Origin of the sequence: Cytobacillus pseudoceanisediminis (genome assembly GCF_023516215.1) — a bacterium.
Taxonomy (GTDB): domain Bacteria; phylum Bacillota; class Bacilli; order Bacillales; family Cytobacillaceae; genus Cytobacillus; species Cytobacillus pseudoceanisediminis.
Window position 1 is genome coordinate 235712 of record NZ_CP097349.1, and the last position, 12633, is coordinate 248344.

12 protein-coding genes and 5 pseudogenes are annotated in these 12633 nt (G+C 40.0%); 14 read left to right on the forward strand and 3 right to left on the reverse strand.

The features are described 5' to 3' along the window. The first annotated feature begins 116 nt into the window (after nucleotides 1-116). The 7 genes and pseudogenes from M5V91_RS01310 (at nucleotide 117) to M5V91_RS01335 (ending at nucleotide 4636) form a co-directional block, all read left to right on the forward strand. On the forward strand, nucleotides 117-995 hold the full coding sequence (locus M5V91_RS01310; RefSeq protein ID WP_284521668.1) for a YpbB family protein: 879 nt from the start codon (nucleotides 117-119) through the stop codon (nucleotides 993-995). Continuing rightward, a complete protein-coding gene (locus M5V91_RS01315) occupies nucleotides 986-1174 on the forward strand; it encodes a helix-turn-helix domain-containing protein (RefSeq protein ID WP_284521669.1) in 189 nt (62 codons plus the stop codon). Before M5V91_RS01310 ends, M5V91_RS01315 begins: the two co-directional genes overlap by 10 nt. Nucleotides 1175-1275: 101 nt before the next feature. Further along, nucleotides 1276-1647: pseudogene (locus tag M5V91_RS30220) on the forward strand (DEAD/DEAH box helicase). Continuing rightward, the gene (locus M5V91_RS01320; RefSeq protein ID WP_369425923.1) at nucleotides 1644-2666 is read left to right on the forward strand and encodes a helicase-related protein; all 1023 of its coding nucleotides are present in this window, start codon (nucleotides 1644-1646) and stop codon (nucleotides 2664-2666) included. The pseudogene M5V91_RS30220 and the gene M5V91_RS01320 overlap by 4 nt, the downstream one beginning before the upstream one ends. Before the next feature lie 6 nt (nucleotides 2667-2672). Next, nucleotides 2673-3296 (forward strand): CPBP family intramembrane glutamic endopeptidase, encoded by a 624-nt coding sequence (locus M5V91_RS01325; RefSeq protein WP_019380368.1) that lies wholly within the window; start codon nucleotides 2673-2675, stop codon nucleotides 3294-3296. 54 nt (nucleotides 3297-3350) lie between these two features. Next, entirely contained in the window at nucleotides 3351-4085 is a 735-nt protein-coding gene (locus M5V91_RS01330; protein ID WP_251175104.1) for a LysM peptidoglycan-binding domain-containing protein, read from the forward strand. A 92-nt stretch (nucleotides 4086-4177) separates the two neighbouring features. Next, nucleotides 4178-4636 (forward strand): YpbF family protein, encoded by a 459-nt coding sequence (locus M5V91_RS01335; RefSeq protein WP_019380370.1) that lies wholly within the window; start codon nucleotides 4178-4180, stop codon nucleotides 4634-4636. Nucleotides 4637-4693: 57 nt separating this feature from the next. Here the strand turns inward: M5V91_RS01335 and M5V91_RS01340 are convergent. The 3 genes and pseudogenes from M5V91_RS01340 to M5V91_RS01350 form a co-directional block, all read right to left on the reverse strand. Continuing rightward, nucleotides 4694-5262, reverse strand: a pseudogene (locus tag M5V91_RS01340) (manganese catalase family protein). 76 nt (nucleotides 5263-5338) lie between these two features. Then, nucleotides 5339-5599 (reverse strand): spore coat protein CotJB, encoded by a 261-nt coding sequence (locus M5V91_RS01345; protein WP_009332783.1) that lies wholly within the window; start codon nucleotides 5597-5599, stop codon nucleotides 5339-5341. Between the two features lie 2 nt (nucleotides 5600-5601). Then, a complete protein-coding gene (locus tag M5V91_RS01350) occupies nucleotides 5602-5826 on the reverse strand; it encodes a spore coat associated protein CotJA (RefSeq protein WP_019380371.1) in 225 nt (74 codons plus the stop codon). A gap of 146 nt (nucleotides 5827-5972) precedes the next feature. On the opposite strand from M5V91_RS01350, the pseudogene M5V91_RS01355 reads away from it, so the two are divergent. From M5V91_RS01355 to M5V91_RS01385, 7 genes and pseudogenes are all read left to right on the forward strand, one after another. Beyond that, a pseudogene (locus tag M5V91_RS01355) lies at nucleotides 5973-6604 on the forward strand (CBS domain-containing protein). Between the two features lie 59 nt (nucleotides 6605-6663). Next, nucleotides 6664-6831, forward strand: a complete 168-nt coding sequence (locus M5V91_RS01360) for a hypothetical protein (protein ID WP_284521670.1) — start codon at nucleotides 6664-6666, stop codon at nucleotides 6829-6831. A 264-nt stretch (nucleotides 6832-7095) separates the two neighbouring features. Further along, nucleotides 7096-7864 (forward strand): annotated as a pseudogene (locus tag M5V91_RS01365) (metallophosphoesterase). Between the two features lie 71 nt (nucleotides 7865-7935). Continuing rightward, a complete protein-coding gene (locus tag M5V91_RS01370) occupies nucleotides 7936-8841 on the forward strand; it encodes a MerR family transcriptional regulator (RefSeq protein ID WP_251175106.1) in 906 nt (301 codons plus the stop codon). 123 nt (nucleotides 8842-8964) lie between these two features. Continuing rightward, entirely contained in the window at nucleotides 8965-9546 is a 582-nt protein-coding gene (locus tag M5V91_RS01375; RefSeq protein ID WP_251175107.1) for a genetic competence negative regulator, read from the forward strand. 417 nt (nucleotides 9547-9963) lie between these two features. Then, nucleotides 9964-11237 (forward strand): annotated as a pseudogene (locus tag M5V91_RS01380) (Glu/Leu/Phe/Val family dehydrogenase). Between the two features lie 405 nt (nucleotides 11238-11642). Next, nucleotides 11643-12617 (forward strand): YpdA family putative bacillithiol disulfide reductase, encoded by a 975-nt coding sequence (locus M5V91_RS01385; protein ID WP_009332775.1) that lies wholly within the window; start codon nucleotides 11643-11645, stop codon nucleotides 12615-12617. Nucleotides 12618-12633 lie beyond the last annotated feature (16 nt).

The following is a 12633-nucleotide window of genomic DNA, read 5'->3' on the forward strand; positions in this document are numbered from 1 at the left end:
TTTACCCTGTGAATAAATAATTAAAACGGCCTGCCGATTTCTTTCATGATAAAATGGAAGAGGGGCAACAAGCTTCTTAAAACAAGAAAAAAATCTTTGGCCGTAAGGTGAAAAAAATGGAAAGATCTTATTTAAAAACTATAATAATGTACTGTATTAAAGAATTACAGGGACAAAGAACTATATATTCTATTTTACATTTGCTCAATGGAAAAAAATCTTCCCAAACCATTCAGGATGCTCATTTATTTCAGCTAACCCCGCTTTTTAGAACATTTGGAAGTTTAAGCCGGGATGTTCTGGATCAACTTGCACAAGAAATTGTAAGCAAAAGCTGGATGACTCCAACTGATGAAAAGCATTACATTTTGACTTCAGATGGTAAGGAAGAGCTGGAAAGGTCTCTTTTAGAATGTCCAATACCGTCTTCATTAAACGGATGGCTGTATTATAGTGCAGGTGACCTGTTTTGGGAGAGGATTACTCTTTTAATTCAGGTTATATCACATTTAAATAATAACAATGTAAAATACCTTCCTATTCAAAGAAAAAGAGATGTTCACGAATGGCTGAAATACTTTTTGAGAACATCTGGATTCGCCCGCAATGAAGTAGGAAGTGTGCTAAACAGGGAACTTTGCCAGTGCCTTGAAAGACTAAGTGATATTAATCCTGCTGTACTGACATTGAGGCTGACAGGCTATAACCGTATTGGCCTCACTGCTGTTCAGACTTCAGAACAGCTGGGAATCAGTCATGATTATTATCACCATCAGTTCCTTGGAGCCATTCATCATATCCTTGCAAGCGTAAGAGAAAATCCTGACGAATATCCGCTTATCGATAAATTAGTGAGCGGGACAGGAAATGAAGTTCAGCTAACGTTGTCTGCTCAAAAAACATATACACTGCTAAAACAGGGACTGGATTTGGATGTGATCGCAAAAACGAGAAACTTGAAAAAAGCACAATTGAGGATCATGTTGTGGAGGTAGCGTTAAATGACAGCGGTTTTAATATCACAAGTTATGTTTCAGAAAAGAAGCAGAAATTGATTCTTCAAGCAGCGAACAGTGCTGATTCATTGCAATTAAAGCAAATACGTCAATTGGTGCCGGAATCCGATTATTTTGAAATCAGATTAGTCATTGCAAAGCTTGGAGAGGGACAATGAGATTAGAAGCGCTATTACAGAGCAAATTTGGATTTTCTGCCTTTAGACCTGGACAAAAGGAGATCATTGAATCTGTGCTTTCAGGGAGGAATACTGTTGCCATGCTGCCTACAGGTACAGGTAAATCCCTATGTTATCAGCTGCCGGGATATATGATTGAAGGTCAGGTGATTATTATATCTCCTTTGCTGTCCCTTATGCAGGATCAGGCTGAACAGCTTATGATGAATGGGGAAAAAAGGTGATTGCATTCAATTCCTTTTTAACCCGCGGAGAAAAAACAGGCATTGATTCATCTGAATCAATATAAGTTTATCTTTATTTCACCCGAAATGCTTTATTATGAGTCAGTACTATCACAGTTGAAGAAATTGCGCATTGCTTTATTTGTTGTGGATGAAGCTCATTGTATTTCCCAATGGGGGTATGATTTCAGACCCGATTATTTAAAGCTGGGGAAGTCAGGAAAATGATAGGGAACCCGGTTACTCTGGCATTAACAGCTACAGCTACCGCTGAAGTTAAAGCAGATATAAAAAAGTCACTTGGCATACTGGACTGCAGCGAATTTATATACTCCGTTGACCGTCCTAATATTGCATTATCTGTAGAAAGGTTAGAGAATTTCCGTGAAAAAACAGAGAGACTTGTGGAGCTTGCTGGAATCCTTCAGGGCCCTGGAATTATTTATTTTTCCAGCAAAAAAATGGCGGAACAGTCAGCTGAGCTGCTTAGGGACAAAGGAGCCAAAAGAGTGATGGCTTACCATGGGGGAATGGACCAGGAAAGCCGTATCCTTGTGCAGCAGCAGTTTATTCATGGGCAGCTCGATCTTATTTGTGCTACAAGCGCCTTTGGCATGGGGATTAATAAAGATAATATCAGGTATGTAATACACTTTCATATGCCTCTTCAGATTGAATCCTATTTGCAGGAAATTGGCCGGGCAGGGAGAGATGGAAATCAAAGTATAGCCATTATGCTCTATGCACCGGGTGATGAGCAGCTTCCCATACAGCTTGCAGAAAGTGAATTGCCTGACAAAGCACAAATTGATTGGATTAAGGAATGGATAGAAGAAAACCCAAATGCGATCCAGAATATTGGTCCTTTTGAAGAGCAAATTAAGCAGCGTTCCGGTTTGACCGATGTTCAGTGGCGAATTTTTAATGATTTTTTTGAAAGGAAAAGCAAATCTGGACTCGATTACAGAAGGATTCTGCAGGAGATGAAGGAGTATTATGAAGGCAGAATCAAACTGAAAAGGGATAGCATTGAGGAAGTATATAAGTGGATCTACAAGAAGACATGCCGGAGAGAGAGTATACTTTCCTGCTTTGATGAGGAAAAAAATGCCTCAGTCCCATCCTGCTGCGATATTTGCGGTTTGCAATTGGAAAATTTCTTAAGGAATACAAATTCAGATAATCAGGAAAGCCCGCTGTATGATTGGAAAAATCATCTGGAATACCTCCTGATTCCAAGTGAGTGAACCAAAATGAGGAAAAGATACGCGGACATTATTAAGGAATTGACTGACAAGGAACTATTATTCCATCTTTATCTTACTCAGGTGCTTATTTTATCCATTTCTTTGATACTAAGTATTATATTGTTTAATAGTTTTGGGGAGTTCCAAGCTCTTTTTGAATTCAATGATATAAACATTTTTGTAATTGGAGCGGCGGCAGGAGCTGCAGTTGTCCTGATTGATATCGTGTTGATGAAGGTTCTCCCTGAAGTGCTGTATGATGATGGAGGATTAAATGAGAAAATCTTTCAGAATCGCAGTTTTATCCATATTGCTTTTATTGCGGCTGTGGTGGCGTTTAGTGAAGAACTTCTATTCAGGGGAGTCATTCAGACCCATTTTGGCCTTGCTATTTCCAGTCTTATTTTTGCGCTTGTTCATTATCGATATCTTTTTAATTGGTTTTTGTTTGTAAATATTATTACATTAAGCTTTTTAATAGGTTATATTTATCATATAACCAATAATTTGCTTGTTACGATTGTTATGCATTTTCTGATTGACTTTCTTCTTGGTATTCTTATTCGAAAACGTTACCTGAAAAAAACTATAAGGAAAGCTGAAGAGGACAATTCAATTAACGATCATTAACAGCAGCACACAAAATATACTTCTTATGATTTTTATTACAGGAAGGGATGAAACATGAATAAAGAAGACCCTTATAGAGATCAAGCTGAAAGACTCCGTAAGAAGATTGACCGAAAACAGGAAGCGGAATATAGCGGGCAAAAATCCGCTTTGCCGCCACGGAGCCGTGTTCACCAGGAAAAAAGGAAAAAGAGTAAATGGAAGGTTAAATACCCAGTTATTCGCCTGCTTGCTTTATTTTTTATCCTTTTGCCCATCACCATTTTCAGTATATATCAATATGTAAGTAGTGATAAAAGCATTAATGCCGGGTTAAATGCAGAAAATGAAGAAATCGGTTCTGAAACGGTCGTTTTTGCCACAAATGATGAAGGGGAAGGGACAACCATAGAAGTAAGAGAAGAGCCGGAATCCCAGGAACCTGAGAAACCTGAAAAAGCTGAGGGCGTTCAAGTAAAAGAAGATGCCAAAGTCCAGCAGGAAAAAGAGGCCTCTCAAACGACTGATAAAGAAGATAAAGGATCTGAATCCAATTCCAAAAAGCAAGCCCAGCAAACAGCACCTGAAAGTACAGACTCTTCCAAAACTGCCGGGAAACAGGAACAGGAAGAATTAAAAACGGAAGGCAAAGTTGTTTACCATACGGTCAAACCAAAGGAAACAATTTTTAGAATTGCCATGACCTATTATAAATCCCAGTCGGGAATTGAAAAAATAAAGCAAGCCAACAATTTGCCGTCGAATGAAATACAAACGGGCCAGGTATTAAAGATTCCGCTTGAGCAATAGAAGGAGCGGAAACAGGTAAGGCAGCGGCCTCTCTTTCTTAGTCATATAATAATGGACAGGCTCATACATTATTGAGAAAGGGAGGGAGAGTATTGGAATCGCCAATTAGAATGCTTGACGAACGTACAGATCAGGCTACCAGAAAAATGCTTGAGAAAGTGGTAGAGAGAAAGCAAAAATTTGATCGATTCAAGTCCTGGCATTTACTTGCCATGTGGGCAACTGTTTTTATTTCTTTTTTATTCTTTTTATATATTTATAAAAGTGTTATGCAGCCTTACTCTTACTCGTTTGCTTCCATGTTTTCGGCTTTTGTCAATCAGTCAGCTAATTTCTATTTGCTCGTTTTTTCTGTTGGCCTATATGGGCTTATGAACCTTCTGAGGGAAAAAAGAGAAAAAGCAGAAAAAGAATATCATGCTCTAAGGTGTGAAATAATAGATAAGAGCAAAGACCTTTGGAAAAAAGAAGATGAATGGAAAAACCGCCATACTGTTTTCGAAATGATGAAAAAAAATTATGATATAAATCTTTATCATGAGAATAAATGACAGTGCAGTTAATGGAAAAAGAAGCAGCTTGCCTGCTTCTTTTTTGTTAAGTATCTTTTAAAAGAATTTCTTCTTATCCCGTTCTTCCTTAAGAATTTCCACGGCTTCTCTAAAGCGCTGTGAATGAACAATCTCTCGTTCTCTTAAAAACCGGAGTCCGTCATTTAAATCCGTGTCATCACTCATATTAATGATCCACTGATAGGTTGCTCTGGCTTTCTCTTCTGCTGCGATATCTTCGTATAAATCTGCAATTGGGTCTCCCTTTGCCTGGATATAAGTAGCTGTCCAAGGAACACCTGCAGCATTATGGTAAAACAGTGCGTTATCATGGTCAGCATAATGATCACCGAGACCAGCGGCTTTCATTTGATCAGGCGTAGCGTCCTTCGTTAATTTGTATACCATTGTTGCGATCATTTCCAGGTGGGCAAACTCCTCTGTTCCAATATCTGTAAGTAGCCCGATGACCTTATCAGGTATAGAATAACGCTGGTTCAAATATCTTAGGGCAGCAGCAAGTTCTCCGTCAGCCCCCCATATTGTTCAATTAGAAACTTTGCCAGTTTGGGGTTGCATGTGCTTACCCTTACCGGATATTGCAGCTTCTTTTCATAAACCCACATTCTTTCTCAGCTCCTTTCAAATATCCAGATATATTCCTATTTAGCGCCTTCATATAAGAAGGCGCCGGGAAAAAGTTTATACTTGCCAAGGCCACGGTGCATCATCCCAATTCCAAGGCTGGCCGGAATAGCTGTGTCCAAATTGCATTAATGGACCATACTTGCTCTCAATGGCATTTCTCAGTTTTTTTCGTTCCTTTGCATAGTGATTGAATTGCTTAATGGCTTCAGAATCATTGTTATGAGTGTCAAGGTATAGAGTCAGTTCAACAAGGACAAAATCCACAGCCTGGAGCTGTTCAAGAAGCTGATAGTAATCTGCCGGCAATTGTTTCATGGCTATTGTCCCTCCCTGGCTTTTTCATAGGGACTGTACCATGGATCATAGAAAGCCTTCCAAAGCGTTCCTGCTCTTAAAGCCTCCATTGGCGTAAATTGTTCAAGCCCTGGCGGCTGAAATCCCATATATAGATTTGGAGGAGTGGAATAAGTTTTGACCTTTATAGGAGTGCAAGGGTCAAATGGGCTTACATAAGGGTGCCAGGTTTTACGGAGTGTATTCATCATAATCCCTCCTTTTTATGCGTCATTGAAACTTATGAAAAGTGCAGTGTTTTTATGATTGTTTACTCTAATAAAAAGAAGGGAAACTTGAGGTGATGGCGAAATTAAATGTTAGGTCTAATTAATGTTACTTTGAGGTGATGGCAATGTTTGTGAAAAGTATCATGATCCCCAAACATACCTGTTATACAATCGGACAGGATGCACCATTGAAAGAAGCTCTGGCTCTGCTGGAGGACCATCAGATTGACGGGCTTCCTGTATTGGATGGCGATCAATATGCCGGCATAATTACGAGATATGGAATATATGAGAACTTCTTTTGTCAGGTAATTCAAAGGAGGGTTTCCTGGAAGGAACACTGGTCAAGGATATTGCCACACATCAGGAGCAATATTTAAAAGGAAATGAGATTTTTGAAAAAACGCTTCTGGATTTAAAGGATTTCCCTTTACTTGCAGTTTTGGGCGATAATCGAAAATTTCTGGGCATTGTTACACGCTTTGATGTTCTCGCTCAATTCCAATCGGCCTTCGGAACCAATAAATCCGGTGTCAGGATTGCGTTTACTTCGGTAGAAGCGGAAGGGCGAATTGCACGTTTAGCCGAAATCGCCCATTATTTTCATGAACATATCATTTCCCTTGTTACCTTTGATGAAACCGACAAGCTGGTCCGCCGCATCGTGATGAAGGTTGAAAAAAATAATAATATGGATAAGTTCATCAGCCGGCTTGAAAAATCGGGTTTCCGTGTTTTGGACATAACTGAGTACTAGAGTAAATATAGTCAACAAAATAAATCCTTCTCATACACTTTGTATGGGAGGGATTTATTTTGTTTTTTATTTTGCTGAAGCTATTTACAGGCTTTATTAGCGGCATATTATTTATTAAATTTTTTCCGGTGTCTATTCCAATGGGCATCTCGGATATGATTGTCATTTTTGTACTGGAGCCGGCGGGCTTCGTCATGGGAATGATTTTTTCCTTATCGCCTTTATAGCCAACGCAGAGATCATCAGAAGTATTATCGAGTGGACTGCCAGGCTTTTAAAAAATATAAGGTCATTAAAACATATGGATGCTTTATTTGGGCCTGTGCTGAGTTTATTGCTAATTGGAGGCTTTTTTGTTTTGTCAGTCCTTTCGCCATGGGAAGCATTTGCCCTTTTCTGTTTTTCAGTAATTTATGGTATTATTTCTTTAGATTTCAAGAAAATCAATCTTGCCGAAGACTGATCGAAGGCGATTGATGGCAGGAGGATTTATGATATACCTAATAGCTTTGGCCATAATTGGCGGTGCGTGTTTACTAATGTATATGTTTAGTGAGGCATTTGCAGATAGAATTATATATAAAGAGCTTTCTTTTCCTGAGTTTCCGGAAAGCTTCGGTGAAGTAAAGCTTTTTTTATTTCGGATATTCATAAGAGGACGGTGTCAGAATCGATAATCGGGGAGGTTAAAGAAAAGAAGCCTGATCTGGTCATCATCGGCGGCGATCTCTTGGAAAAAGGAGTCCCTTTTGAAAGAGTAAAGAAGAACCTTTTGGGATTAAAGGAATGCGGGCCCGTCTATTTCGTTTGGGGGAATAATGACTATGAAGCGGATTACCACGAGCTCGATGCTCTGCTTCTCGAATGCGGAGTAAAAATTCTAGATAATACTGCCCTTTCCTTTGAATCAAATGAAGGAGAACGTTTTATTTTGATGGGAACAGATGATCTAAGCAAGGATAGGGATCGGCTCGACCTTGCACTTAAGGATGCAGGCTCAGGGGGTTTCAGGTGCTGGTCAGCCATGATCCAAGAATCATTAACAGTATAACAAAAGAACAAAATATTCACCTGGTGTTAAGTGGACACACACATGGCGGGCAAATTCGCATTTTCGGGTTTGGTCCTTATGAGAAGGGCCGGATAAAAGTGCTGCCGCAAACAACTATTCTGATCAGCAACGGCTATGGTACGACCGGTGTGCCATTGAGGCTGGGGGCAAAGCCGGAAACTCATTTCATTACAATTAATAAGGGCTGAAAATAAAACACACCCAGATTTTACAGTTCTACCGGCGGTTTTTATAATTAGTAATGAATGGAGGGCTGGGTATGGCAACTGAAGAAGGAAAGTATAATATTAAGGCTGTATCTAAGATGCTCGGCATTCAGCCAGGAACGTTAAGAGCATGGGAGAGACGGTATCAAATTGTTGCTCCAAAGAGAAATGAATCTGGCCATAGGCTTTATACAGAGGAACATATCAAAGTGTTAAAATGGCTGATCAGGAAAGTGGATCAGGGTTTTTCCATAAGTCAGGCTGTTTCCCTTCTGGAAAATAAGGAACTGAATGCCGAGCCGCTTCAGATGGATAAGGAAGGTGATCGGTCTGGTGCCCTCGCCAATGAGCTGCTTGAAGCTCTCCTTCAGTTTAATGAAACAAAAGCACATGATTTAATTAATCAGGCTTTCAGTTTTTATACAATAGATAAAGTTCTTATTGATATATTAGGTTCACTTCTTGTAAAAATCGGGCATCAATGGGAAGAGGGGAAAATAACAAGTGCACATGAGCATTTTGCCTCATCTATATTAAGATCCAGAATTGGGATGATTCTGCATTCTTTTCCGCATAACGGAGTTCTGCCAAAGGTGATAGCAGTCTGCGGACCAGGTGAAGCTCACGAATTAGGGCTATTAATTTTTACTTTATTTTTGCGCAGAAGAGGATTTGAAGTCGTTTACCTTGGGACAAGCATCGCTGAAGAAGATATCGAAACTGTGATTGAGATAGTTAAACCAAAGTTTATATTCTTATCCTGTACGATGAAGTCCAACGTACCAGAAACTCTAAAACTGTCAGAGAGCCTTGCAGAGACTTATGGGAATTTGCATGTAGGCATTGGGGGATTCGGGATTGATGCCCTCAGTAATGAAGAAAAAACGAAGTATGAACAGTTAATTCCCGGCAGTTCCACAAATGAATGGGAAGAATGGATTAGAAAACGGCTCCAATAAGATAAGATCTGGCGGTAAATTGCCGGGTCTTTTCTTTTTAGCCATACAAAATAAGACGACTCACAAACTGCGCAATGTTTCATACACTAAATCAAAGAGTTGGTTCAGGTCAGGGGGCTTATTATGCGCTTAGAACGTTTGAATTATAATAAAATCAAAATCTTTCTCACATTAGATGATTTAAATGATAGAGGACTGACTAAGGAAGATGTCTGGAAGGATTCACTTAAATGGCATCAGCTTTTTCATGAGATGCTGGAAGAGGCAAGTGAAGAATTTGGTGTAGATATTCAAGGTTCAGTTGCTGTGGAGATATTCTCCATGCAGTCTCAGGGAATGGTTATGATCGTTACAATGGAGGAGCAGATGGATGATGAAGAGCTCCTTGAGGATGGTTTTATTGAAATGCAAGTAACTGTTGAGGGCAGTGAAGATATATTATTCGAGTTCCAGGATTTTGAAGATGTAATTCAAATGGCTGCAGAGCTGAATCGTGTACAGATTGAGGAAGGAAGCCTTTATTCTTATAAAGAGAAGTATTATTATCATGTTACTGATATAGCGGCAGAAAACGTTCATAGAGTAATTGCCATACTAGCTGAGTACGGTGATTCAGCCTTTACCAGCATACATGTTATTCAGGAATATGGGAAAGTACTTATCGAGTCCCAAGCAGTAAAGGAGCTGGTAAAATACTTTCCATAAGGCTGAAAAGAGGGAAATCCTCTTTCTTTTTTTGAACAAAGGCAATCTTCCCCGCACAGATTATCAGGGAGGATGATTACAGCGAAATACAGTGATTTTGGATTAAATGGTCATGAACTATATAAAAATTGGGTAAAACAAGTATAGTCAATCAAATGCAATAATAGCATAAAAATGGAAAAGTTTTTAACTAAACAGTAAAGAGGGAAATGGATGTTTCCTTTAGGTTAAAACGGGAAAACGGGTACTAGGAGTAAACAGAAAATTCCCTTTAATACCAGGGCTGAGAGCGGTTTCATGAAAATATTAAAAAATGAGGAAAAGTACATTATTCTTCTTGCATAAATTAGGCAAAGGTGTATACTAATCCATGGAAGCGGACAACTAATGAAAGTGATTTTTCTAGGAGGTTTACAAATGGTAGCCGAGAAAGGTACTGATTCAAATAAAGCTGAAAAATTGGACGTCTTAAGGTCGACTCAAACTGTCATACATAAGGCTTTAGGGAAGCTGGGATATTCTGATGAGGTCTATGAGCTTCTAAAAGAGCCAATTCGCATGATGACAGTGAAAATCCCTGTACGGATGGATGACGGAACAGTAAAAGTCTTTACTGGCTACCGGGCCCAGCATAATGATGCTGTTGGTCCTACTAAAGGCGGTATTCGTTTTCACCCGAATGTAACTGAAAAGGAAGTAAAGGCACTGTCAATCTGGATGAGCTTAAAATGCGGAATTGTGGATCTTCCATATGGCGGAGGTAAAGGCGGAATCGTTTGCGACCCTCGCGATATGTCCTTCGGTGAGTTAGAGCGGCTAAGCCGCGGTTATGTACGGGCAATCAGTCAAATTGTGGGACCGACTAAGGATATTCCTGCACCTGATGTATTTACCAATTCGCAGATCATGGCATGGATGATGGATGAATACAGCCGGATTGATGAATTTAACTCTCCAGGCTTCATTACAGGTAAACCACTTGTACTAGGCGGTTCACATGGACGGGAATCAGCAACAGCTAAAGGGGTTACAATTTGCATACGCGAAGCTGCAAAGAAAAAGGCATTAATCTGGAAGGTGCAAGAGTAGTTGTTCAGGGATTCGGTAATGCTGGAAGTTTCCTCTCAAAGTTTATGCATGATGCTGGTGCAAAGGTTGTTGGCATTTCAGATGCTTATGGCGGTTTATATGATCCAGACGGTCTTGATATCGATTACCTCTTGGATCGCCGTGATAGCTTTGGCACTGTGACAAAGTTGTTTAATGATACAATTACAAATAAAGAGCTGCTTGAACTTGATTGCGATATTCTGGTTCCTGCGGCCATCGAAAATCAGATAACAGAAGAAAATGCACATAATATAAGAGCGAGCATTGTAGTGGAGGCGGCTAACGGCCCAACTACTTTGGAAGCAACACGAATTCTTTCCGAGCGCGGAATTCTGCTTGTGCCTGACGTGCTGGCCTCGGCTGGAGGAGTAACGGTTTCATACTTCGAATGGGTGCAAAATAACCAGGGATATTACTGGACCGAAGAAGAAGTAGAAGAAAAGCTTGAGAAGGTAATGGTTAAGTCATTTGATAATATTTATCAGACGTCCCAAACCCGTCGTGTGGATATGCGCCTGGCTGCTTATATGGTTGGTGTGAGAAAAATGGCGGAAGCTTCAAGATTCCGCGGATGGATTTAATTATAAATCCCATTGGTGAAAGTAAGACATTTGAATAATCATAAAAAATCTCCTATCATAAACTGATGGGAGATTTTTCAGTTGTTTTCAGTAAAGGTGGTTGCTTTTTATCTTCAAACTAAGTTTACCTGTTGAGTTGATCTTCGCTGTGGGCACTTTATCCACGGAATTCATCCGCATTTCCTTCGTGGGGGTTATTTCTAGGACGCTTATTCAGTATCCTGCAGGAGGTTAGGGAAGTGAGAGACCCCGCAGGCGGAAGCGAGGAGGCTCTCATCTCTCCGCGCGGAAAGCAAGTGCCCCATGCTGATTTGAACGCGCATATTATAGGCTAAAACAATTATTTGTAAGAAAAACAGCAACATGAAACTTTTTTTCATGGGTATTGATTAAGGAGTGAGAATCTTGAATATAGACGCTATTATTGTTGGCGGAGGACCATGCGGATTGGCAGCTGCCATAGCCCTTCAGGAAGCTGGGAGAAACCCGCTTGTTATCGAAAAAGGCAATATTGTAAACGCAATTTACCACTATCCAACACACCAAACCTTCTTCAGCACGAGCGAAAAGCTCGAAATCGGCGGGGTACCCTTTATAACAGAAAATTATAAGCCTAAGAGAAACCAGGCACTAACTTATTACCGGGAAGTTGTAAAAAGAAAAGGGATTAAGGTAAATGCCTTTGAAAAAGTTCTCAAAGTAATTAAAAATCCATCTGATGTATTTGAAGTACAAACAGATAAGGGCATTTATACCGCCAATTACGTAGTAATTGCTACAGGCTATTACGACCATCCAAATTACATGGGAGTTCCAGGGGAGGATCTGCCAAAGGTGTTTCACTATTTCAAAGAAGCCCATCCTTATTTTGATAAAGACGTAACGGTAATTGGCGGGAAAAACTCAAGCGTCGATGCTGCGATCGAACTGGTTAAAGCAGGAGCCAGAGTTACGGTGATCTATCGCGGAACAGAATATTCACCCAGCATAAAGCCATGGATTCTCCCTGAGTTTGAGTCCTTAGTCAGAAACGGCGTCATCAAAATGGAATTTAATGCACATGTGAAAGAAATCAGTGAAAATAAGCTGACCTACATGGCAGGTGGCCAGCATTTTGACATTGAGAACGACTTTGTATTTGCCATGACCGGCTACCATCCTGACCATGAATTTTTAAGGGGTATGGGAATTCAAATAAATGAAGAAACGGGCCGCCCTCAATTTAATCCTGAAACGATGGAAACGAATGTCCCTGGAATATTTATTGCGGGTGTAATAGCTGCCGGGAATAATGCCAACGAAATTTTTATTGAAAATGGCAGATTCCATGGCGGACAAATAGCAAAAGCTATAATTGAAAAAGGCAATAACAAAGGCTGATCACAAGTGATTAGCC

Excerpts from the sequence above, each read along its gene's own strand:
- M5V91_RS01310 (WP_284521668.1), top strand. The coding sequence starts at position 117 with ATGGAAAGATCTTATTTAAAAACTATAATAATGTACTGTATTAAAGAA.
- M5V91_RS01320 (WP_369425923.1), top strand. The coding sequence starts at position 1,644 with ATGATAGGGAACCCGGTTACTCTGGCATTAACAGCTACAGCTACCGCT.
- M5V91_RS01325 (WP_019380368.1), top strand. The coding sequence starts at position 2,673 with ATGAGGAAAAGATACGCGGACATTATTAAGGAATTGACTGACAAGGAA.
- M5V91_RS01330 (WP_251175104.1), top strand. The coding sequence starts at position 3,351 with ATGAATAAAGAAGACCCTTATAGAGATCAAGCTGAAAGACTCCGTAAG.
- M5V91_RS01345 (WP_009332783.1), bottom strand. The coding sequence starts at position 5,599 with ATGAAACAATTGCCGGCAGATTACTATCAGCTTCTTGAACAGCTCCAG.
- M5V91_RS01350 (WP_019380371.1), bottom strand. The coding sequence starts at position 5,826 with ATGAATACACTCCGTAAAACCTGGCACCCTTATGTAAGCCCATTTGAC.
- M5V91_RS01370 (WP_251175106.1), top strand. The coding sequence starts at position 7,936 with ATGGCAACTGAAGAAGGAAAGTATAATATTAAGGCTGTATCTAAGATG.
- M5V91_RS01375 (WP_251175107.1), top strand. The coding sequence starts at position 8,965 with ATGCGCTTAGAACGTTTGAATTATAATAAAATCAAAATCTTTCTCACA.